The following is a 21,917-nucleotide window of genomic DNA, read 5'->3' on the forward strand; positions in this document are numbered from 1 at the left end:
GCGGGATCACACGGGGTCGTACGTCCGCTCCACTTTCTGCGTCCCGCTCCGCGTCCGGTACGACCGCGCCCAGGACGAGGTCGCGCCGGCCTTGGTGCGGTCGGACAGGACGTAGAAGTCCATCTGCGCCCGCGCGGCGGTGATGTCCAGGACGCCGTAGCCGTGCCGGTCGGTGTCGACCCAGTGGACATGCCGGTTGGCGGCGCGGATCAGCGGCGAGGCCACGGCGGAGACGGTGCCCTCGGGGACCTTGACGAGGTCGTCGAGGTTGTCGGAGGTGACCGACGTGACGACGAACTCGGTGGCGGCGGAGGCCGACAGCGGGTACGTACCGGCGTTGACCGGCACGTCGTTGGCCCAGGCCATGTGGATGTCGCCGGTGAGGAAGACGGTGTTGCGGATGGCGTTCTGCCGCAGATGGGCGAGGAGTTCGCGGCGGTCGTCGGTGTAGCCGTCCCACTGGTCCGGGTTGAGGGCGAGCCCCTCCTTCGGCAGACCGAGCAGCTCGGCGAGGGGTTCGAAGAGGTCGGCGGTGAGGTTGCCGAGGGCGAACGGGGCGATCATCACCGAGTTGCCGACCAGGCGCCAGGTCGTGTCGGAGGACTTGAGCCCGGCCTTCAGCCAGTCGAGCTGGGCCCGGCCCGTCAGCGTACGGTCCGGGTCGTCGACCTCGCCGTCGCCTATGCCCACCTGCTGCGACCGGAAGGAACGCAGGTCGAGCAGGGAGAGGTCGACGAGCTTGCCGAAGCGCAGCCGTCGGTAGGTGGTGCCCGCGACCGCCGGGCGCACCGGCATCCACTCGAAGTAGGCCTGCTTGGCCACCGACGAACGGGCCGCCCAGGCACCCTCCGTGCCCTCGGTGTGGTTCTCGGCGCCGCCCGACCAGGCGTCGTTGGCGATCTCGTGGTCGTCCCAGATGGCGACGACCGGTGCGGCCGCGTGCAGGGCCTGGAGGTCCGGGTCGGTCTTGTAACGGGCGTGCCGGACGCGGTAGTCGGCGAGGGAGAGGATCTCGTGGGCGGGCGCGTGGGGTCGTACGACCTTGTCGCGGGTGCCGTATTCGCCGGTGCCGTACTCGTAGATGTAGTCGCCGAGGTGGAGCCACGCGTCCAGGTCGCCGCGTGCGGCGAGATGACGGTAGGCCGCGAAGTAGCCGCCCTCCCAGTTGGCGCAGGACACCACGCCGAAGCGCAGGCCGGTGACGGCGGCGTCGGCGGCCGGGGCGGTGCGGGTGCGGGCGGCCGGGGAGTCGGTGCCGCCGGCCGAGAAACGGAACCAGTAGTCCGTGGCGGGCGCGAGGCCGCGTACGTCCGCCTTGACGGTGTGGTCGGAGGAGGCGCTCGCGGTCGTCGAACCCCTGGCGACGATCCGGGTGAACGCCTTGTCCAGGGCCACGGTCCAGCCGACCTCGACGTCCGGGCCGACACCGGAGCCGGGCAGCGCGGCGGCGGTGGGCGTCACCCGGGTCCACAGCAGGACACCGTCGGGCAGCGGATCACCGGAGGCGACCCCGTGCAGGAAGGCGGGGGACTCTGCCGCGCGCGCCGGCATCGCGGCCGCCAGCGGTGCCGCGAGGACGGCTCCGGCCGTGGCCGCCTTGACCACCGTACGGCGGCTCGGGGCGGACGAACTCGTGGGCTGAGTGGGGGAGTCGGGTCTGGAGTGAGATCTGCGACTGGTCACGGCCGATGAGATTACTGATGGGTAGGGCCGGATGTAAGGCAGAAGTCCTAAATCCGCTCAATGTTCAGACGGTCGTGCGTTGTTCGTCGGATCGCGCGCGGAGGGAGCGGACGAACAACACCCAAGTGGGCGGTCGTCGTGAGGGGTTGTCAGGGCTCCGGTGAGCCCGTGCCCGCGTCGGTCACCGGTCCTCGGCGTAGCGTCTGGCCAGGGCGATCAGGGCCGCGCGGTCGGCGCTGTCGGTGCGGTGGCGGAGGCTGGCGAGGTGCTTCTCGACCGTGCGGGGGGACAGGAAGAGGTGCTCGGCGATCTCCTGGTTGCCGAGCCGGGCGGCGAGCAGACGCAGCACCTCGTACTCCCGGGCGGTCACCCCCACGCGACGCAGTTCTCCCGGGATCGTGTCGTGGCCCTGGCGGCGGCGGGGCACGGGAGAGCCGGCGTCGCGCAGCAGGGCCCGGCACGCGGCGGACACACGGGTGGTGCCCCGCTCGTGGAAGTACTGCTCGGCGGCGCGCAGCCATTCGACGGGCCGGCCCCAGCCGTCGACGAGCGCGGCCTGGGCGCCCAGCCGCATGCAGAGGTGAGCCGCCAGGGGGATCGAGGCGGTGCCGGTCAGGGCCTCCTCCGCGGTCTTGGCGGCCTCGGCCGTCCGCCCTTCGCGGCCCAGCAGGACGGCCCGGGACCAGCCGGCGAAGGGACGGTCCCAGTGGACCTGGGCGAGCCGTTCGGCGGCGGGACCGTCGAGTTCGCCCCAGTCGGCCGTGCCGTGCAGGGTGCGCAGCAGGAGGTACGGGCCGAGGAAGCCGGTGACGCCACGGGTGCTGGGCAGGGCCCGCATGACGGCGTCAGCCTCGGTGAACTCGGCCAGCGCGCGGTCGGGTTCCTCCCGCAGCAGGGAGCAGATGCCCTGGGCCCAGCCCCACACGGAGGTGTCGGCGTACCCCCAGAGCGCCCCGGCGCTGCGCCCGGCGAGCGCGCGCTCCAGCGTGCGCAGGGTCGCGTCGAGCTTCTCGCGCTCCCCGAGTGAGGCCGCGATGATGCCGTCCACCCCGGCGCCGATCAACTCCACCTCGCGCAACCGCAGTCGGCCTGCCGTCTCCCGGAGGCGACGCGCGGACTCCGTGGCCCGGTCCTGTTCGTCGCGCAGAATGTGGGCGAGGGTCAGATGCATGTCGGCCCAGGCGGTCATGAGCACCGCGCCGGTGTCCTCGGCTGCCCCGCGCGCGGCGAGCAGCCGGTCCGTGCCGGTGAACCGGACGCGGTCGAGCACGCCCAGTTCCAGCAGACCGCGGATCCGCCACACCGGCAGCGCGTGTGCCTCGGCGGTGGCGACCAGCCGGGCGAACGCGTCCTCCGCCTCGCCCAGGTCCCGGGGGCGCAGGCAGTACCCGAGCATGTTGAGCGCCTTGCACGCCACCTCCGGCAGGCCCACCTCCTCGGCGGTCGCGACGGCACCCTCGGCGAGCGCGCGGGCGCTCTCCAGTCGGTCCGGGCGCTGCGAGTTGAGCACGAGGTGGGCGGCGACCGCGTCCAGGGCGGCGCGGGACGCCGGGTCGGGCGTGTCGCCGAGCAGGTCCCTCGCCCGCTGCACGGCGGTCAGGCCCTCCTCCCACTGCTGGGCGGTCGCCGCGGCCCGGGCCCGGGTCAGGAAGCCCGCCGCCCGACGGCCGGCCGGCGCGCCGGACACCGTCAGGACACGGTCCAGCCGGTCACCGAGTTCGGGTACGCGCCGTACGTCGCCGGTGAGGACGAGCGTGCCGAGCAGTTCCTCCAGCAGCCGGGCCACGGCCTCGGGAGGTGCGTCCGGCGTGTCGGCGATCAGTTCCAGGCCCCGGTCGAGGAGTTCGACGGCGGTCAGCAGCGCGCCTCGCGCGACGGCCTGCCGACCGGCCCGGGCGAGCATCACGGCCGCCCGCGCGGGCCGTCCCCCGGCGACACACAACTCCGCGGCGAGCCGGTACAGATCGTCGCCGGCGTCACCCGCGTCACCGGCGTCCTCACCGAGGGAGCGGTGGGGGGCGCGTGTCGGTGTGTCGGGGAGGTCGGCCGGCTCGGGCACGGGGTGCCGTTGGCCGGGTATGCCGGGTGACCTCGTGGCGGGGGCGTTGCCCGGGCCCGGCGTGTCGGGGGCCGGTGGGCTCGGGTCGTGTGGGCGTGTCGGGGTGCCCGGGGCGGCGTGCGTCCCGTCGGGGCCCGGTTCCCCGTCGCCCACCCTCCGCGCCCCCTCGATCGCGTCCGCCGCCGCCAGACACAGGGCCGCCCGTTCGGCGGGGAGCAGGCGGTGGGTGATGGCGTCGGCCGTCAGGGCGTGGCGGAAGGTGTGCCAGCCGGGGTCGGCGGGTGTGGTGGCGCCGGAGACGAGGTGGGCGCGGGAGGCGTGACGGAGTTGGGTGAGGGCGGTCGCGCGGTCCAGGCCGGCGGCGCGGGCGGCGATGTCGACGGGGAAGCGCCGGCCGAGGACCGCGGCCGCCTCCAGGAGGGCGACACCGGCGGGCGGCAGCTGGTCCACGCGTTGCAGGACGGCGGCGGCGACGGTGGCGGGGACCCCGGCGTCGAGGGAGCCGGTCACCGTCCAGCGGGAGTCCGTGCCCCGGACGAGACCGCCGCCGTCGACCATGGCGCGCAGCAGTTCCTCCACGACGAAGGGGACGCCCTCGGACACGGTGTGCAGCCGGTTCAGTACCGCGGTCGGGACGTCCTCGGCGGAGTCGTGGCCCAGGCAGCGGGCCGCCAGCTCGGCGGTGCCGGCCGGCCCGAGGCGGGCGAGGCGGACGGTCCGGGCCGTACGACGGGACGTGGCGGCCCCGGCGAGGTCGAGCGCCGGGCCGGACTCGCCGCGCAGGGTCGCCAGCAGGACCGTCCGCTGCCCGGCGAGGTTGTCCGTCAGGTAGTCGACGATGGCGAGCGTGTCGGCGTCCGCGTCGTGCAGGTCCTCCAGCACCAGGACGCAGCCGCCCTCCCGGCCGAGGACGTGCAGGAGTCGCAGCACCGCCTCGGCGTATCCGACGAGGGGCGCGCCGTCCTGCGGTGCCAGCCCGCACAGCCGGGTCAACAGCGGTTCATAGAGGCCCAGTTCACCGTCCGAGGGCGCCCCGTCGTCCCGTAACCCGGAGAACACCGCCTCCGCCAGGGGCCGCAGCGGCACCGCGCGCCCGGCGGACGCGGCTCGTCCGCGCAGGACACGTGCCCCGGCGTGCGCGGCGGCGGACGCGGCTTCCTCGACGAGCCGGGACTTGCCGATGCCGGGCTCGCCCAGCACGAAGACCGACGAACCCCGCCCCTCCCGGGCCGCCCGGACGACGGCCGCCAGGAGCTCGCGCTCCGCCTCCCGGCCGATCAGGGCGGGCGAGGACAGCGACGAGAACGACGGCTCCGCGGAGAACGGCGGCTCCAAAGAGAAAGACGACAACTCCAGGCCCCCTGCGCCCTGTTGGGATGGTCGTGGCAAAACCCCGCACGCCCCCGTACGCCTCGCGTACGTCCCCCGGCGTACGCCGGAGGCGCCGCCCCCGCACGCCAGTCCGTCGGCTATTCCTCGCACGCGTCATCGAGGCGCGTACAGAGTAGCCCCCAGTTTCACAGGGGCCGCACAACTACATGGGGGTTCTTCCCCGATACCCGGCGCCCCCGGGTCCGGCACGCTTCTGTCTCGGCAGGGCAGGGGGGACAGGGCATGACCCGGGGGGACATGCCCTGCCTGCTTCTTTTTCTTTGCGGCAGGGAGGTCGTCGATGCAGCGTGCCCGGGTGTGGGTCGCCGCCGGAGTGCTGGGCGTGGTCCTGTGCGGGTGCTCGTCATCCACCGGGAGCACCGGGAGCACCGGAAGCAGCGGGGGAGGCAGTGGCGGCGGGTCGTCCGCCGGTGCCGCCGCCGACGAACCGGAGGTGCCGCTGACCACCCAGGACCTGGAGCGGGTCTGCACGGACGGACTCGGCTTCGCGGGACTGCCGGCCTACGACCGTACGAAGAAGACCGTGCACCCGGCGCAGCTCATGAACAGCACCGGTGACGGCTGGAACAGCAGCGTGCCCGTCGACGGCGACTTCCCGAAGGGCTGGTTCCTCGGCTACGAGGACAAGCCGGCCCAGACGGAGCTGGTCGTCTGCCTCGAGCGCACCAAGGCCACCGCGACCGGCAAGGTCTGCGACATGGAGGCCGACGGCAAGCCGCTGAAGATCAAGACGTACAACACCTCGTACCGGCTGCGGGTCGTCGAGGCGCGCACCGGCAAGGAGCAGTACGCGTACAACGGCAAGGCCGAGTCCGACGAGTGCCCGGCCTACATCTTCACGTCCTCGGACGACGAGGACGCCGACAAGTACTACAACGAGGTCCGGTCCGAGGACTACCGGAAACGGATCAAGCCGTACATCGCGCCGTAGCCGTAGCCGTAGCCGTAGCCGTAGCGCGAGGCGGACGGGTGGGTGCCCGGGGGACGCGTCCCCCGGGCACCCACCCGTCTTGTGCTCGGCGCGGCACCTACTTGGTGACGCCCGCGTCCTTGAGCGCCTTCTCCCAGTCCGCGACCGAGGAGGGGTTGCTGATCGTCTTGTCGTTGATCTTGATGGTCGGGGTCGACTCGACCCCCTCGGCGTCGTCGAAGGACTTGCTCATCCGCATCGCCCAGGCGTCGTAGGTGCCCTTCTCGACCGCGTCCTGGAACTTCTTGTTGTTCTTCAGCGCGTCGACGGTGTTCGCGACCTTGATCAGATAGCTGTCCTTGGCGAACTCGTCGGTCGACTCCGACGGGTGGTACTTCGCGGAGTACAGCGCGGCCTTGTAGTCGAGGAAGGCCTCCGGGCTGACGTCCAGGGCGGCGCCGAGCGCGCTCAGCGCGTTCTTCGAGCCCTCGCCGGTGAGGTTGCCGTCCAGGAAGGTGCCGAGGGTGAAGGAGAGCTTGTAGTCGCCGTCCTCCATGCCCTTGTCGACGGTCTCGCCGACGGTCTGCTCGAAACTGGCGCAGGCCGGGCAGCGCGGGTCCTCGTACAGGTGGACCACGTTGTCGGACGTGGAGTCGCCGATCAGCACGGTGGTGCCGTTCTTGCCCGAGGTGTTGGCGGGGGCGACCACCGTGGCGTCGGCCGCCGCCTCCCACTTGGTGGGCTTGTTGTTCTGGACGACGGCGTAACCGATGCCGCCCGCTATCGCGAGAACCGCGACGATCGACGACGCCACGATCGCCTGGCGCCTGACCTTCGCGCGCTTGGCCTGACGCTCGCGCTCCAGACGCAGCCGCTCACGGGCCGCCGACTTCGCCGCGCTGCTGTTCCGCTTGCTCATAAGGGTGACTCCCTGGGAAACGCGCACCCGGGGTGCGCGGATGGGTAGGACGGGGATGTGCTCGTGCTCGGAAGGCGGTCACGCGAAGGTGACCGAGCACGGCGGTCCACGCCGTCCCAGGGAATGGGCGAAGAGAAGGGTGCGGGCGGTGGCCGTACGGTCCGCCACGCGCCGCGGCCGGTGCTCCGCCGGGGCGGGCCGCACCAGGACGGCGGCGACCGCGAGCAGCAGCGGCCGGAAACCGGCGGCGACCGCGGCGTCCAGCAGCTGGGCCAGCGCCCGCTCGCCCCGCCGCAGCCAGGCGGCGGCCAGCAGCCCCACGCCGACGTGCGCGGCGAGCAGCAGCCAGGCGGCGGTCGGACCGGCATCGGCCAGCAACGCGGCCGCCCGCTCGGAGTCGCCGGTGACCCGCGCCAGCGGCGCGCCGACACTGCCGCCGCACAGCACATCGAGCCCCAGCTGCCGCAGCGGACCGGTGACCGGACCGCCCGCTTCGCCGTAGCAGGCGTGCTGGCCCGCGGTGAACACCGTGTCGGCGGCCAGCTCCAGCGGGATCAGTACGGAGGCGATCCGCCCGAAGCCGCGCTCACGGCCGGCCAGCGCGTACGAGACGGCGAAGACGGCGGCGGTGATCGCGGCGACGGCGGTCAGCGGGAGCGGGACCCCGGACAGCAGCACGTGCGACGCGGTGCCGAGCGTCACGACGACAGCCGTGAACAGCGCCGCGCGTACGGCTCTGAAATGGGTCCCGGATATGTCCATGGCGTTGGAGAGTCTCCCACGGACACCCGTAAGGGACCGCTAAAAGGCCCCTGTGAGTGCCCGACGGGGATGGGGGCGGCTACAGACCGGGGATCCGGCCGTTGCGGAAGAGGTCGACGAAGATCTGGTGGTCCGCACGCGCCCGGGCCCCGTACGCGTGGGCGAAGTCCACCAGGAGCGGGGCGAAGCCCTCCTCGTCGGCCGCGATCGCCGCGTCGATGGCCCGCTCCGTGGAGAACGGCACCAGGGACTGCCCGGTCAGGTCGTCCGCCGCCGCGTGCATCGTGGCCGTGGCCCGGCCGAGGTCGGCGACGACCGCCGCGATCTCCTCCGGGTCGTCGATGTCGCTCCAGTCCAGGTCGACCGCGTACGGCGACACCTCGGCGACCAGCTGTCCGGCGCCGTCCAGCTCGGTCCAGCCGAGCCACGGGTCCGCGTGCGCCTGCAGCGCCCGCTGGGAGATCACGGTGCGGTGGCCCTCGTGCTCGAAGTAGTCACGGATGCGCTGGTCGGTGATGTGCCGGGAGACGGCCGGGGTCTGGGCCTGCTTGATGTAGATCACGACGTCGTTCTCCAGGGCGTCGCTCTGCCCCTCCAGCAGGATGTTGTACGACGGCAGGCCCGCCGAGCCGATGCCGATGCCCCGGCGGCCGACGACGTCCTTCACCCGGTAGGAGTCCGGGCGGGTCAGGGACGACTCGGGGAGCGTCTCCAGATAGCCGTCGAAGGCGGCCAGCACCTTGTAGCGCGTGGCCGCGTCCAGCTCGATGGAGCCGCCGCCCGGCGCGAAGCGGCGTTCGAAGTCGCGGATCTCCGTCATCGAGTCCAGCAGGCCGAAGCGGGTCAGCGAGCGGGCGTCGCGCAGCGCGTCCAGCAGCGGGCCCTGGGCGGTGTCCAGCGTGAACGGGGGCACCTCGTCCCGCTTGGCGCCGGTCGCTATGGCGTGGATCCGCTCGCGGTAGGCGGCCGCGTAGGTCTCCACCAGCTCGGTGATCTGCTCGTCGCCGAGCGCCTTCGCGTACCCGATGAGCGCCACGGAGGCGGCGAAGCGCTTCAGGTCCCAGGTGAAGGGGGCGACGTAGGCCTCGTCGAAGTCGTTCACGTTGAAGATCAGGCGGCCCGTGGAGTCCATGTACGTGCCGAAGTTCTCCGCGTGCAGGTCGCCGTGGATCCACACCCGCGAGGTGCGCTCGTCCAGATACGGGCCGGCACCTTCGCTCCCGCCACCCCGCCCGGCGTTCTCCTCCTCCAGGTCGTTGTAGAACAGGCACGCCGTGCCCCGGTAGAACGCGAAGGCCGAGGCCGCCATCTTCCGGAACTTCACGCGGAACGCGGCCGGGTCGGCGGCCAGGAGCTGGCCGAAGGCGGTGTCGAAGACGGCGAGGATCTCCTCACCGCGTCGCTCGTCGTCGAGCTGCGGAACCGACATCGCTGGGTGCCTCCTGGTGGATCACGGGTGGGTCGACCTCTCAACGTGCGGGCGCGCACGGGAGTGCCCACGACTCCTCCCCGAAAGGTACGGGGGAGAGCCCTCGCCGTGTCACTCCCGAGGCATAGACTTCGACGCTGTCCCCCAGACTGTCCGCAGCCCGTGGGGAAGTCGTTCACGCCTGTTTTCCCTGTGTCCCCTGGAGGCCCAAGCCGTGTCAAAGCCGCCGTTCACGCACCTGCACGTCCACACCCAGTACTCGCTGCTGGACGGTGCCGCGCGGCTCAAGGACATGTTCGACGCGTGCAACGAGATGGGCATGACCCACATCGCCATGTCCGACCACGGCAACCTGCACGGGGCGTACGACTTCTTCCACTCCGCGAAGAAGGCCGGCGTCACCCCGATCATCGGCATCGAGGCGTACGTCGCCCCCGAGTCCCGCCGCAACAAGCGCAAGATCCAGTGGGGCCAGCCGCACCAGAAGCGGGACGACGTGTCCGGTTCGGGTGGTTACACGCACAAGACGATCTGGGCGGCGAACAAGACCGGTCTGCACAACCTCTTCAAGCTCTCCTCCGACGCGTACGCCGAGGGCTGGCTGCAGAAGTGGCCCCGGATGGACAAGGAGACCATCTCCCAGTGGTCCGAGGGGCTCATCGCCTCCACCGGCTGCCCCTCCGGAGAGCTGCAGACGCGGCTGCGCCTCGGCCAGTTCGACGAGGCCCTGAAGTCCGCCGCCGAGTACCAGGACATCTTCGGCAAGGACCGGTACTTCCTGGAGCTGATGGACCACGGCATCGAGATCGAGCACCGGGTCCGCGACGGTCTGCTGGAGATCGGCAAGAAGCTCGGCATCCCCCCGCTGGTCACCAACGACTCGCACTACACCTACGCGCACGAGGCGACCGCCCACGACGCGCTGCTGTGCATCCAGACCGGCAAGAACCTCTCCGACCCGGACCGCTTCAAGTTCGACGGCACCGGCTACTACCTGAAGTCCACGGAGGAGATGTACGCCATCGACTCCTCGGACGCCTGGCAGGAGGGCTGCGCGAACACCCTGCTGGTCGCCGAGCAGATCGACACCACGGGCATGTTCGAGGCCCGGAACCTGATGCCGAAGTTCGACATCCCCGAGGGGTACACGGAGGTCAGCTGGTTCCGCGAGGAGACCATGCGCGGCATGCACCGCCGCTTCCCGGACGGCATCCCGGACGACCGCATGAAGCAGGTCGAGTACGAGATGGACACCATCATCTCGATGGGCTTCCCCGGGTACTTCCTCGTGGTCGCCGACTTCATCATGTGGGCCAAGAAGCAGGGCATCGCGGTCGGCCCCGGCCGAGGCTCCGCGGCCGGCTCGATCGTCGCGTACGCCATGGGCATCACCGACCTCGACCCGATCCCGCACGGCCTGATCTTCGAGCGGTTCCTCAACCCCGAGCGCATCTCCATGCCCGATGTCGACATCGACTTCGACGAGCGCAGGCGCGTCGAGGTGATCCGGTACGTGACGGAGAAGTACGGCGCCGACAAGGTCGCCATGATCGGCACCTACGGCAAGATCAAGGCGAAGAACGCCATCAAGGACTCCGCGCGCGTGCTGGGCTACCCGTACGCGATGGGCGACCGGCTCACCAAGGCTATGCCCGCCGACGTCCTCGGCAAGGGCATCGACCTCAACGGCATCACCGACCCCTCCCACCCGCGCTACAGCGAGGCGGGCGAGATCCGGGCGATGTACGAGAACGAACCGGACGTGAAGAAGGTCATCGACACCGCCAAGGGCGTCGAGGGCCTGGTCCGGCAGATGGGTGTGCACGCGGCCGGCGTGATCATGTCCAGCGAGCCGATCGTCGACCACGCCCCGATCTGGGTGCGGCACACCGACGGCGTGACCATCACCCAGTGGGACTACCCGCAGTGCGAGTCGCTCGGCCTGCTGAAGATGGACTTCCTCGGCCTGCGCAACCTCACGATCATGGACGACGCCATCAAGATGGTGAAGGCCAACAAGGGCATCGACCTGGAGATGCTCGCGCTCCCGCTGGACGACCCGAAGACCTTCGAACTGCTCTGCCGCGGTGACACGCTCGGCGTCTTCCAGTTCGACGGCGGTCCGATGCGCTCCCTGCTCCGCCAGATGCAGCCCGACAACTTCGAGGACATCTCCGCCGTCTCGGCCCTCTACCGGCCCGGCCCGATGGGCATGAACTCGCACATCAACTACGCCGAGCGCAAGAACGGCCGCCAGGAGATCACCCCGATCCACAAGGAGCTGGAGGAGCCGCTCGAAGAGGTCCTCGCGGTCACCTACGGCCTGATCGTCTACCAGGAGCAGGTGCAGAAGGCGGCCCAGATCATCGCCGGGTACTCGCTCGGCGAGGCCGACATCCTCCGCCGCGTGATGGGCAAGAAGAAGCCCGAGGAACTGGCGAAGAACTTCACCATCTTCCAGGCCGGCGCCCAGAAGAACGGCTACAGCGACGAGGCCATCCAGGCCCTGTGGGACGTGCTGGTCCCCTTCGCCGGCTACGCCTTCAACAAGGCCCACTCCGCCGCGTACGGCCTGGTCTCCTACTGGACGGCCTACCTCAAGGCGAACTACCCGGCCGAGTACATGGCCGCGCTGCTCACCTCCGTCAAGGACGACAAGGACAAGTCGGCGGTCTACCTCAACGAGTGCCGGCGCATGAAGATCAAGGTGCTCCCGCCGAACGTCAACGAGTCCGAGCAGAACTTCGCCGCCCAGGGCGACGACGTGATCCTCTTCGGCCTCTCCGCCGTCCGCAACGTCGGTACGAACGTCGTGGAGTCGATCATCCGCAGCCGCAAGGCCAAGGGGAAGTACGCCTCTTTCCCGGACTACCTCGACAAGGTCGAGGCGGTCGCCTGCAACAAGCGGACCACGGAGTCGCTGATCAAGGCGGGCGCCTTCGACTCCATGGGGCACACCCGCAAGGGCCTCACCGCGCACTTCGACCCGATGATCGACAACGTGGTCGCCGTCAAGCGCAAGGAGGCCGAGGGCCAGTTCGACCTCTTCGGCGGCATGGGCGAGGACGACAGCAGCGAGCCGGGCTTCGGGCTCGACGTGGAGTTCACCACGGAGGAGTGGGACAAGACCTATCTCCTCGCCCAGGAGCGGGAGATGCTCGGTCTCTACGTCTCCGACCACCCCCTCTTCGGCCTGGAGCACGTGCTCTCCGACAAGGCCGACGCGGGCATCGCCCAGCTCACCGGCGGTGAGCACGCGGACGGCGCGGTCGTCACCATCGGCGGCATCATCTCGGGCCTGCAGCGCAAGATGACCAAGCAGGGCAACGCCTGGGCCATCGCCACCGTCGAGGACCTCGCCGGCTCCATCGAGTGCATGTTCTTCCCGGCGACCTACCAGCTCGTCTCCACGCAACTCGTCGAGGACGCGGTCGTGTTCGTCAAGGGCCGCCTCGACAAGCGCGAGGAGGTGCCGCGGCTGGTCGCCATGGAGATGCAGGTCCCCGACCTGTCGAACGCGGGCACCAACGCGCCGGTGATCCTCACCATCCCCGCCACCCGGGTCACCCCGCCCATGGTCAGCCGGCTCGGCGAGATCCTCACCCACCACAAGGGCGACAGCGAGGTCCGGATCAGGCTCCAGGGGCCGACCAGGACGACCGTGCTCCGCCTCGACCGGCACCGGGTCAAGCCCGACCCGGCCCTCTTCGGTGACCTGAAGGTACTGCTCGGACCGTCCTGCCTGGCCGGCTGAGCGGACCCGGGCGGACCAGGGGTCCGACGGGCGTGAACGCGCGAGGGGCGCATCCGGAGTCCGGATGCGCCCCTCGGTGTATCTGGGCTGCAACAGCCTTTACGCAGATGTCAGTTGTGACCGAAGCGCTTCTGCCGGCCCTTGCGGGCCATGTCGCCGGGCGTCACCTGGGTCGCGCGCTGCTCGGCCTGCGACTCCAGCGAGGACTGCTGGGCGTGCTGCTGACCACGCTCGGACTGCGGCTGCTTACGGTCCTGCTTCTTGTTCTTGGCCATGGTGATCTGCCTCCTGTGGGGGATCTAGGGGCCAGGGCCGCGACCAGATTCACATAGCATGACAAGGCGCGCATTTCGGAAAATCACCGTCCGTGACGAGAGTTGTCGGACCGTGGGCCGCTGCCACGGGGCGCGCGCCCGGATACGCCACGCCGAAGATCGAGTTCCGGCCGTTAAGCTCCGCGCGGTCGGGCAGACTCGAAGGAAGCCCGAAGCAAACCTCCCGGAAAGAGGGTGGATCGCGTGGACCGCTGCATCGTCCTGGTGGACGCCGGGTATCTGCTCGGCGCGGCCGCCAGCCTCCTCGCCGGGGAACCCTCCCGCTCCCGCATCACCGTCGATCACGCCGCCCTCATCCAGGGGCTCCGCGAGCGCGCCGAGGCCGACACCGAACGGCCGTTGCTGCGCATCTACTGGTTCGACGGCGCCCCCGACCGCGTCCCGCAGCCCGAGCACCGCAGGCTGCGCGTGATGCCCCGGGTGACCGTCCGGCTGGGCGCGCTGACCCGCAGCGACGGGCGCTGGGCGCAGAAGGGCGTGGACGCCGCCATGCACGCCGAACTGACCGAACTGGCCCGCAACCGCGCCTGCTCCGACGTGGTCCTCGTGACCGGCGACGGAGATCTGCTGCCGGGCATGATGGCCGCCAAGGAGCACGGCGTCGCCGTCCACCTCTGGGCCGTGCAGGCCGCCGACGGCGACTACAACCAGTCCGAGGACCTGGTGGCCGAGGCCGACGAGCGGCGGGTGCTCGACCGGATGTGGATCACCAAGGCCGTACGCGCCAAGGACCTCGGCGGGGTCTGCGCGCCCCAGTCGGTGCCGCGGCCGGAGATCGCCGCGATCCTGTCGGCGCCGCTGCCCGAGTCGGCGCTCGCGGCGGCAGCCGAGCGGGCCCCCGGAGAACCCGAACACGCGTCGGCCGCCGGCGCCGCGCGCAACGGCGCCGAGGAACGGACGGCCGCGCCGAAGGGCGTACCGACACCGAAGGACCTGGCGGCGATGCGCGGACCGGGGGCCCACGCCGTGCAGCATCCGGCCACCGCCACGCTCAGGTGGTCCTCCGACAAGGGCTGGGTGGACCGGCCCGGGGGCGCGGCGGAGCCGCCCGAGGCCGCGGCCATGCCGACGCTGGCGCAGCTGACCACGGCGGAGCAGCGGTGGGCCGACCGGGAGGAGGACATCACGACCGTCGGGGGCGACCCGTTCGAGGTCGGGCAGGTGTTCGCCCGGCGGTGGATGGCCCGGCTGACCGACCCGTCGCATCTGCAGAAGTTGTCCGGCATGTATCCCCGGGTGCCGCACCGGGTGGACGGGGAGTTGTTGCGCTACGCCGCCCGGTTCGGGCTGCTGGCGCACAAGGACGACCAGATCGACGAGCACGACCGGTACGCGATCCGGGCCGGGTTCTGGCGGGAGATCGATGTGCGTACGGGGGTCGAGCACGCGCCGGCGGGGGAGCGTTAGGGCCCCCAGGAGCTCGGGAGTGCCTGTTCGTGGGCGACCGCGGACGGACAGTGGCTGGTCGCGCCCACGCGGCGGAGCCGCATGTGTGACAGCCCCGCGCCCCTGGAGGGGCGCGCTGCACTGCCCCGGAGACAGGACGGCGCCCCGGACCCCGTAGGCTCGTCCCTCGTGAGTACGCGTACGGCACAGGCGGTCCTGCATGGCGGGGATGTCGTGTGCGCTGTGCGGGGGCTCACCAAGACCTATCCGGCGACCCGGGGACGGCGCGGGACGCCGGGGACCCCCGAGGTGCGGGCCAACGACGCGGTGGCCCTGGAGGTCGGGCGCGGGGAGATCTTCGGACTGCTCGGACCCAACGGGGCCGGCAAGACCACGCTCGTCCGGCAGCTGACCGGGCTGATGCGACCCGACGACGGCACCGTCGAGATCCTGGGCCACGACATCGTGCGGCACCCGGAGCGGGCCGCGCGGATCCTCGCCTATCTGGGGCAGGAGTCGACCGCCCTGGACGAGCTGACCGTCGCGCTCGCCGTGGAGACCACCGGACGGCTGCGCGGGCTGGACGTACGGCGGGCGCGGGCCGAGCGGGACGCCGTGCTGGAGGAACTGGGGCTGACCGGGCTCGCCGCGCGGCCGCTGAAGAAGCTGTCCGGCGGGCAGCGGCGACTCGCCTGCTTCGCCACCGCGCTGGTCGGGGAGCGTCCGCTGCTCGTGCTCGACGAGCCGACCAGCGGCATGGACCCGGTGGCCCGGCGCGCCGTGTGGGCCGCCGTCGACCGGCGGCGCGCCGAGTCCGGCACCACCGTCCTGCTGGTCACCCACAACGTCATCGAGGCCGAGACCGTGCTCGACCGGGTCGCCGTCCTCGACCAGGGCCGGGTCATCGCCTGCGACACACCGACCGGACTGAAGGAGCGGGTCGCGGGCGAGGTGCGGGTCGAACTGGTGTGGCGGGAGAAGGCACCGCTGGACGTGCCCGAGGTCGCGGCCCTGCGCCCGCGCGCCGTGGAGTCCGGGCGCCGCTGGACGCTCCGGCTCGCGCCCGAGGAGGCGCGTGCCGTGGTGGCCACCGTGACCGGGGGCGCCGCCTTCGTGGCACTCGACGACTTCACCCTCGCCACGCCGAGCCTGGAGGACGTCTACCTGGCGCTCGGCGGCAGCGCGGGCAGTGCGCAGGGGCTGGTCAAGGGGTGAGGGACGCGGGCGTGAGCAGGAGAACGGTCGGTGCGTGGGTGAACGCCGGGGCTGCCGCAGCCGTACGAAAATGGGCGACAGCCGAAGCGAAGAGGAGCAACTCGACGTGAGTGTCGTACCCGCCGAGATCCTGCCGGGCAAGGCCCTGGCCGTCGAGGAGCCCGTGGAGCGCCAAGCCGCCGAGCTCGGGCCCCGCGCGCGCCTGTGGCCCTCGCTCTGCGCGGTCTACCGGGCGCAGCTGTCCCGGGCGCGGGTCGCGCGGATCCCGCTGCTGTTCGTCGCCACCTTCCAGTCCGTCGGGATCATGATCCTGATGCGCGGAGTGGTGGACGGCGGGGCCGAGGCGCACGCCGTGGTCGCCGGTTCGGCCGTGCTCGTCGTCGCCTTCGTCGCGCTGAACCTGCTGGCCCAGTACTTCGGACAGCTGCGCTCCAGCGGCGGGCTCGACCACTACGCGACCCTGCCGGTGCCGCCGGCGGCCGTGGTGCTGGGCGCGGCGGGGGCCTACGCCTCCTTCACCGTGCCGGGGACCGTCGTGACCGCCGTCTTCGGCTGTGTGCTCTTCGGGCTGCCGCTGACCCACCTCTGGGTGCTCGCCGCCGTGATCCCGCTCGCCGGGGCCGCGCTCGCCGGACTGGGCGCCGCGCTCGGGCTCCTCGCCCCGCGCCCGGAACTCGCCACCGTGCTCGGCCAGCTCGGCATGTCGGCGGCGCTGCTGCTGGGCGTGCTGCCGGCCGACCGGCTGCCGACGTTCGTCCAGTTCGCCCGGGACCTGCTGCCGTCGACCTACGGCGTGGAGGCCCTCGCGCGGACCTTCGGGCCGCACCCCGACTGGGCGTTCGTGCTCGGGGACCTCGCCGTGTGCGCGGGGGTCGGGGTCGTCTCGCTCGCCGTCGCCACCTGGGCGTACCGGCGGGCCGCCGTCCGGTGACGCGGCGCACGGCCGGGCCTGGCACGATGGCAGGGTGACCGCACCGTTGACTCCTCCACCGCCGCCGCACAACCAGCCCCCGGACGACCCCTGGGCTCCGCCGCCCGTCGGCGGTGGGGGCGGTGCGGAATCCTGGTACGGGCCGGAGGAACCGCCGGCCGGCCCCGGGCTCAGGACCGAGTTGGTCGAGGCCGCCGTCGTCACGGTGGTCATGGCGCTGCTCGGCGGCGCACTGCTGGGCATCCTGTGGTGGTGGCTCGCGCCGCACGTGCCGCTCGTCTCCGACGGGTCGGCGGTCTACTTCAAGGAGACCGAGGGCGAGCAGGCCGTGGGGGTCGACGGCACGTTCACGCTGCTGGCCCTGGGCGCGGGTGCGCTCAGCGCGCTCGTCGTCTTCCTGCTGCGCCGGCGCGGCGGGGTGCCGCTCGTCGTGGCGCTCCTGGTCGGCGGGCTGCTCGGGGCCGTGCTGGCGTGGCGGCTCGGGGTGTGGCTCGGGCCCGGGACCGATGTCGCCGCGCGGGCGAAGGAGGTCGGGCAGGGGGTGACGTTCTCGGCGCCGCTGAAGCTCGGGGCGAAGGGCGCGCTGCTGGTGTGGCCGTTCGCGGGGTTGCTGGTGCACCTCGGGTTGACGGCGATGTTCGGGCCGCGTGATCCCGAGCCGGGGCCTTCCGGGGTGGACAAGGACGGGTACGGCGCGTCGGTCGTGTGACGGCGGGGGCCGGGGGCCGGGCGCCGGGCGCCTATGGGGGCGGGGGTTCGGGTGCGTCGGCGAGTGCGGGTGAGTGGGGGCTGGTCGCGCAGTTCCCCGCGCCCCTGAAAGGCCAGGCCCTGCGGGCCTGCAAGACAACGGCCCTGCGGGCCTGAAGGGCGACGGGGCCGCGGGATGAAAAGCACGGGGCGCAGCCCCTGCTTTTCAGGGGCGCGGGGAACTGCGCGAGAAGCCCCACCCACCCGCACCCGGAATACACACGGCGGCGCCCCCCGGCGGAGCCCCCGGTGGTGTCACGCGCGAGCGACCGCCGCCAGCACCGCCTCCGTGAGCTTCGCGAGGTCACCCGGCGCGAGCTCCACCTCCAGACCGCGGCGGCCGGCGGACACGCAGATCGTGTCGTGTGCGTCCGCCGACGCGTCCAGCACCGTGCGGAGCCTCTTGCGCTGGCCGAGGGGGGAGATACCGCCACGGACATAGCCGGTCGTGCGCTCCGCGAGCGTGGGATCGGCCATCGTCGACCGCTTGCCGCCGACCGCCGTCGCCAGCGCCTTCAGGTCCAGCGAGCCCGACACCGGCACGACGGCCACCACGAGGGCGCCGTCGACGTCGGCCACCAGGGTCTTGAAGACCCGCTCGGGCGACACGCCCATCGCCTCGGCCGCCTCCTCGCCGTAGGAGGGATGCGCCGGATCGTGCTCGTAGGCGTGCACCGTGAACTCCACGCCCGCCGCCGTCAGGGCCACCGTCGCCGGCGTGCCACCCGCCTGCTGCTTCTTCGACTTCTTCGCCATCGGCCTTCTCGTCTGCGTCAGTTGAGGCTCGTCGGACCCCGCGTCAGCTCCGACGCGGGCAACGACGGCAGACTACGGATGATCGCGGACTCGGCGCGCAGGAGTTTCAGCTCGTCCCGCAGCCGGGACGCCGTGTCGGGGGCCTGGAGGAGTCGCTGCTTGGCCGGCGTGTCGAGCATCATCGCCGCCGCGACCAGGTACGAGACGACGGCCGGCTCGTCGGGCAGGTCCGCACCCGTCGACAGCGAGCGCTCCCGGGCGCCCGCGAGCCGCTTCTGGTACTGGCGGAACGCCCGCAGCACACCCTCGGCGAGCGCGCCCGCCTCGTCGCCCGCGTCCTCCGGCAGTTCCTCCAGGTCCGCCACGAGGAACGGCCCCGTGGTGTCCACCGAGAGCAGGCGCACCCGGGTGGTACCGGTCGCGAGGACCTCGAAGGTGCCGTTGTCGCGCTCCCGGATGGTGGCCGCGTCCGCGATACAGCCCACGGAGTGGAACGCCTTCGTCGGTTCCTCGCCGAAACCCGCCGTGGGGCCCCGCTCGGGCAGCGCGGTCGGATCCGGCATGCCCGGGGCGCTCGGCGCGACCTCGTGGCCGTCGCGGATGGCGACCACGGCGAAGCGGCGGGGTTGGTCCTCGGGGGTCTTCAGCAACTCGCGCATCATGGCGCGATAGCGCTCCTCGAAGATGTTCAGAGGAAGCACGAGCCCCGGGTACAACACCGAGTTCAGGGGGAAGAGCGGCAGCCGGACGGTGGTCACGAGGCCAGAGCCTAATGGTCGTCGGGGCGCGCGCGTTCGTCCGTACTCGTTTGGTGACCTCCCGGGAGAGCTACCCTTCGGCCCGCGCCGCCCTCTCCCGCCGCTCCCACAGCGGGATCGAGCACGCCACCTCCAGCCGTACGCCGTCCCGCAGCTGGAGGAACTGGCCCAGCGGATCGTCCGACACCCGGTCCCAGGGGAACGACGTGGCGTACGGGCCGATCATGCGTAACTGGGCCAGGGCGTCGGACCAGCGCTCCAGCCTGACGAGGACGTAGGTCAGCAGGTTGCGGACCTCGGCCGGCCAGGGGTCGCCGGGCCCGTACTCGGCGGAGAGCGCGATCGCGCCGTCCGCCGCCCGGTCCAGACGCGCGCGCGGGACCTCGGCCCCGCCGCCGTCGACCAGGTACGCGAAGGCCGCCCGGACCGGCAGGGCCCGGACGAGGGACTCGGGCAGCGCGTCCTCGGCGGCCCGCTCGGCGAAGTCGAAGCACTCGCGGTGCGAGCCGTACCACGCGGCGGACAGGTACTTCAGGGCCGAGACATGACAGCCGTAGTGGTGCGGTGAGCGGCGGACCGCCTCCGTCCACAACCGCTCGAAGCCGGTGTGGCCCAGGCCCGTGCCCCGGGCGTGGTCGAGCGCGATCCGCCAGGGCACCGGATCACGCGGTTCGCCCTCGGCCGCCGCCGTGATCAACGGGCCGACCTCGCGCAGCAGTTCCGCCCGGGCGGGGGAGCGCCAGCCGCGGGCCACCGCGAGCTCCGTCCTGATCAGCAGGACGTCCGGGTCGTGCGGTGCGGCCCGGTGCCAGCTCCGCAGCCACGCGTCGCGCGCGTGGGCGAAGGCCGCGAGCCGCAGCGCGTACCGGTCGCGGTTCTCCCACTCGGCGGCCTCCCGGGTGGTCGACAGGAGCTTCGCCGCGGGTGTGTGGTCGCCGCGGCCGGCCGCCACCAGTGCGGGCCCGAGCCGGTCGTCGGGGGCGTCGAGCAGCACCTCGTCGTCGGCGGGCAGGCCCACGGCGAGGCGTGAGGTGTGGCGTGCCATCCGGGCGGTGCGGACGAGCGCGCGCAGCGGATCCATGGCGCCTTGCCCCCTTCGCGCCTCGCCCGGGGCCGCTCTCGCGGACCGGGTGCTCACCGTCGTGGTGTTGCGAACTGATGGTTTCGGTACGAAGACGGAGGGCGGACGAGTCAGGTTGTCTGCTTCGGAGATTAGGTCAGAAACGCCGGTCAACTCCTGAACGGATCCGGTCAGTTCCTGCTCAGGAGGCGGGTGGCGCCCGCCGCCACCGTCGTCGCCAGGATCCAGCCCAGGATGATGACCACCGCCGCCAGCCACTGCCAGCCGCCCCGCAGCTGCCAGTAGCCGACCTGGCCGAGATCGATGACCGGCAGCAGCAGGTCCAGGGCGAACAGGGACGGGTTCCAGTGCGGGTGCTCGCCGCTCTTCATCGGCGGATGGTCGGCGTGCGAGAAGGCGTACGAGGTCAGCGCCCACAGCACCGCCATCCACACCGCGGCCCGGCCCGGCCGGTACCCGTACGCGACCGTCCAGTCCTGCGCGTACCCCCAGAGCTTGGCCGCCAGCGGCAGGTTCTCCCGCCGGTGGCGCTGCTTGGCGAGGAGCACCTCGCGGGCGCCCTCGTCGTCCCCGCCGGCCCGCAGCACGGTCGCCAGCCGCTCGTACGGCTCCGGGCTGTACTCGGCGGTCGCCGCCGCCACCCAGTCCAGCCGCCTGGTCAGCGGGAACTTGTCGCGCGGTACGAGGGTCTCGTACTGGAAGCCACCCATGTGGAGGTTGCCCGGACCCGGCCAGCTGTCCGCACGGTCGATCAGGACGCCGACCCGGGCCCCCGACAGCACGACCTTGCCGCGTTCGGGTCGCTCGCCGAGGAACCGCAGCTCGGGCACCTGGACGCGGCGCAGCGACAGCTCCTGTTCGTCCGTGAAGGTGAACCGGGCCCGTTCCAGGTCGACGGAGTCCCCGAACCGCCCGTCGTCCAGCCTGATCCCGCCCTGGCACTCGAACCGCTGCACCCGGGTGCCGCGCGCGGGTGTGCTGCCGCTGGTGTGCAGCGGATTGCCGAGGCCGGCCGGGGTCAGATACAGGGTGCGCTCCACGGTCAGCTGCGGCGCGTTCAGGGCGAGGCGGCCGTAGGGGTTGGCGAGCCGGCTGCCGCGCAGACTGAGCGAGGCGCCGACCGTCGCGCCGCGCAGACTCAGCTCGCCGTGCGACTCCAGCATCTCGGCCTGCACGTCCTGCGCGACGGTCAGCCCGTCGGCGGAGAGCGAGCGGCCGTGCCGGTCGCGGTAGACGACCGCCTGGTTGAGCAGCAGATCGGTGCCGATATGGGCGTCCGCCAGCCGCACCCCGTTGTGGAACCGGCAGCGCGGCAGATGCAGATCGCCCTCCGTCTGCAGCCGGGCGGCCTCCAGCCGGGGCACCGAGCAGTCCACCAGCCGAATCGTCGTGAATCGCGCCTCCGGCAGCAGGATCTCCTTCTCGAACCGGCAGCCCTTCATCTCCACGTACGGCTCCACCTGGCCGCCCGCGAGCTCCAGCACGCCCTTGATCTGGACACCGACCAGCTTCAGCGCGGACACCCGGCCGGCCAGTGCGGGCGGCCCGTCCAGCAGCAGCCAGGCCACGATCCGGGCCCGCACCGTCCGCTCGGGACCCCAGGGGTGGCCGCCGTGCGGATCGTCCACGGCGACGTCCCCGTCCCGCAGGTCGTACACGCTGCCGTTGCGGAAGGCCTGCCACATCCCCGCTTCGGCGGCCGTCAGGTCGTCCGGCAGATCCCCGTCGTCCCGGATGCCGGGCCCCTCACTCACGACTCTTCCTTCCCCCGTCCTCGGCATTCGCGTGTATCAAGCAACT

16 protein-coding genes are annotated in these 21,917 nt (G+C 72.0%); 6 read left to right on the forward strand and 10 right to left on the reverse strand.

What is annotated here, in order from left to right; genetic code table 11:
* Positions 1-6: 6 nt before the first annotated feature.
* Complete coding sequence (locus ACZ9QC_RS31410; RefSeq protein ID WP_472916185.1) at positions 7-1,683, reverse strand: alkaline phosphatase D family protein; 1,677 nt, start codon at positions 1,681-1,683, stop codon at positions 7-9.
* A gap of 181 nt (positions 1,684-1,864) precedes the next feature.
* On the reverse strand, positions 1,865-5,092 hold the full coding sequence (locus tag ACZ9QC_RS31415; protein ID WP_472916186.1) for a helix-turn-helix transcriptional regulator: 3,228 nt from the start codon (positions 5,090-5,092) through the stop codon (positions 1,865-1,867).
* 322 nt (positions 5,093-5,414) lie between these two features.
* On the opposite strand from ACZ9QC_RS31415, the gene ACZ9QC_RS31420 reads away from it, so the two are divergent.
* Positions 5,415-6,065 (forward strand): hypothetical protein, encoded by a 651-nt coding sequence (locus tag ACZ9QC_RS31420; RefSeq protein WP_472916187.1) that lies wholly within the window; start codon positions 5,415-5,417, stop codon positions 6,063-6,065.
* Positions 6,066-6,162: 97 nt separating this feature from the next.
* On the opposite strand, the gene ACZ9QC_RS31425 is transcribed toward ACZ9QC_RS31420, so the two are convergent.
* The 3 genes from ACZ9QC_RS31425 to ACZ9QC_RS31435 all read right to left on the reverse strand — a co-directional run bounded on the left by ACZ9QC_RS31425 (position 6,163) and on the right by ACZ9QC_RS31435 (position 9,154).
* Entirely contained in the window at positions 6,163-6,963 is an 801-nt protein-coding gene (locus ACZ9QC_RS31425; RefSeq protein WP_472916188.1) for a DsbA family protein, read from the reverse strand.
* Positions 6,964-7,041: 78 nt separating this feature from the next.
* Entirely contained in the window at positions 7,042-7,725 is a 684-nt protein-coding gene (locus ACZ9QC_RS31430) for a hypothetical protein (RefSeq protein ID WP_472916189.1), read from the reverse strand.
* 79 nt (positions 7,726-7,804) lie between these two features.
* A complete protein-coding gene (locus ACZ9QC_RS31435) occupies positions 7,805-9,154 on the reverse strand; it encodes a DUF2252 domain-containing protein (RefSeq protein ID WP_472916190.1) in 1,350 nt (449 codons plus the stop codon).
* 214 nt (positions 9,155-9,368) lie between these two features.
* Between ACZ9QC_RS31435 and dnaE the strand changes: the two genes are divergently transcribed.
* Positions 9,369-12,908, forward strand: a complete 3,540-nt coding sequence (gene dnaE / locus ACZ9QC_RS31440) for a DNA polymerase III subunit alpha (RefSeq protein WP_472916191.1) — start codon at positions 9,369-9,371, stop codon at positions 12,906-12,908.
* Between the two features lie 110 nt (positions 12,909-13,018).
* Here the strand turns inward: dnaE and ACZ9QC_RS31445 are convergent, their stop codons facing one another.
* The gene (locus ACZ9QC_RS31445; RefSeq protein ID WP_215454635.1) at positions 13,019-13,183 is read right to left on the reverse strand and encodes a hypothetical protein; all 165 of its coding nucleotides are present in this window, start codon (positions 13,181-13,183) and stop codon (positions 13,019-13,021) included.
* A 243-nt stretch (positions 13,184-13,426) separates the two neighbouring features.
* Here ACZ9QC_RS31445 and ACZ9QC_RS31450 point away from each other — a divergent pair, with 243 nt between their 5' ends.
* From ACZ9QC_RS31450 to ACZ9QC_RS31465, 4 genes are all read left to right on the forward strand, one after another.
* Positions 13,427-14,650, forward strand: coding sequence for an NYN domain-containing protein (locus tag ACZ9QC_RS31450; RefSeq protein WP_472916192.1), 1,224 nt, complete (start codon positions 13,427-13,429; stop codon positions 14,648-14,650).
* 168 nt (positions 14,651-14,818) lie between these two features.
* The gene (locus ACZ9QC_RS31455) at positions 14,819-15,844 is read left to right on the forward strand and encodes an ABC transporter ATP-binding protein (protein ID WP_472916193.1); all 1,026 of its coding nucleotides are present in this window, start codon (positions 14,819-14,821) and stop codon (positions 15,842-15,844) included.
* Between the two features lie 70 nt (positions 15,845-15,914).
* Positions 15,915-16,775: an ABC transporter permease gene (locus tag ACZ9QC_RS31460; protein WP_472916194.1), complete on the forward strand. Its 861-nt coding sequence runs from the start codon at positions 15,915-15,917 to the stop codon at positions 16,773-16,775.
* A gap of 34 nt (positions 16,776-16,809) precedes the next feature.
* The gene (locus tag ACZ9QC_RS31465) at positions 16,810-17,484 is read left to right on the forward strand and encodes a DUF2567 domain-containing protein (RefSeq protein WP_472916195.1); all 675 of its coding nucleotides are present in this window, start codon (positions 16,810-16,812) and stop codon (positions 17,482-17,484) included.
* Between the two features lie 293 nt (positions 17,485-17,777).
* Here the strand turns inward: ACZ9QC_RS31465 and ybaK are convergent, their stop codons facing one another.
* The 4 genes from ybaK to ACZ9QC_RS31485 form a co-directional block, all read right to left on the reverse strand.
* On the reverse strand, positions 17,778-18,278 hold the full coding sequence (gene ybaK / locus ACZ9QC_RS31470; RefSeq protein WP_472916196.1) for a Cys-tRNA(Pro) deacylase: 501 nt from the start codon (positions 18,276-18,278) through the stop codon (positions 17,778-17,780).
* Positions 18,279-18,295: 17 nt separating this feature from the next.
* Positions 18,296-19,036 (reverse strand): LON peptidase substrate-binding domain-containing protein, encoded by a 741-nt coding sequence (locus ACZ9QC_RS31475; protein WP_472916197.1) that lies wholly within the window; start codon positions 19,034-19,036, stop codon positions 18,296-18,298.
* A 70-nt stretch (positions 19,037-19,106) separates the two neighbouring features.
* Positions 19,107-20,117 (reverse strand): hypothetical protein, encoded by a 1,011-nt coding sequence (locus ACZ9QC_RS31480; protein WP_472916198.1) that lies wholly within the window; start codon positions 20,115-20,117, stop codon positions 19,107-19,109.
* Between the two features lie 170 nt (positions 20,118-20,287).
* Complete coding sequence (locus ACZ9QC_RS31485; protein WP_472916199.1) at positions 20,288-21,871, reverse strand: oxidoreductase; 1,584 nt, start codon at positions 21,869-21,871, stop codon at positions 20,288-20,290.
* Positions 21,872-21,917: the final 46 nt, after the last annotated feature.

Source organism: Streptomyces sp. HUAS MS02 (assembly GCF_055702265.1).

Bases quoted from the DNA above. Each gene is read 5' to 3' on its own strand.
- ACZ9QC_RS31425 (WP_472916188.1), bottom strand. From the start codon at position 6,963: ATGAGCAAGCGGAACAGCAGCGCGGCGAAGTCGGCGGCCCGTGAGCGG.
- ACZ9QC_RS31430 (WP_472916189.1), bottom strand. From the start codon at position 7,725: ATGGACATATCCGGGACCCATTTCAGAGCCGTACGCGCGGCGCTGTTC.
- ybaK (WP_472916196.1), bottom strand. From the start codon at position 18,278: ATGGCGAAGAAGTCGAAGAAGCAGCAGGCGGGTGGCACGCCGGCGACG.
- ACZ9QC_RS31460 (WP_472916194.1), top strand. From the start codon at position 15,915: ATGGGCGACAGCCGAAGCGAAGAGGAGCAACTCGACGTGAGTGTCGTA.
- ACZ9QC_RS31480 (WP_472916198.1), bottom strand. From the start codon at position 20,117: ATGGATCCGCTGCGCGCGCTCGTCCGCACCGCCCGGATGGCACGCCAC.
- ACZ9QC_RS31435 (WP_472916190.1), bottom strand. From the start codon at position 9,154: ATGTCGGTTCCGCAGCTCGACGACGAGCGACGCGGTGAGGAGATCCTC.
- ACZ9QC_RS31445 (WP_215454635.1), bottom strand. From the start codon at position 13,183: ATGGCCAAGAACAAGAAGCAGGACCGTAAGCAGCCGCAGTCCGAGCGT.
- ACZ9QC_RS31420 (WP_472916187.1), top strand. From the start codon at position 5,415: ATGCAGCGTGCCCGGGTGTGGGTCGCCGCCGGAGTGCTGGGCGTGGTC.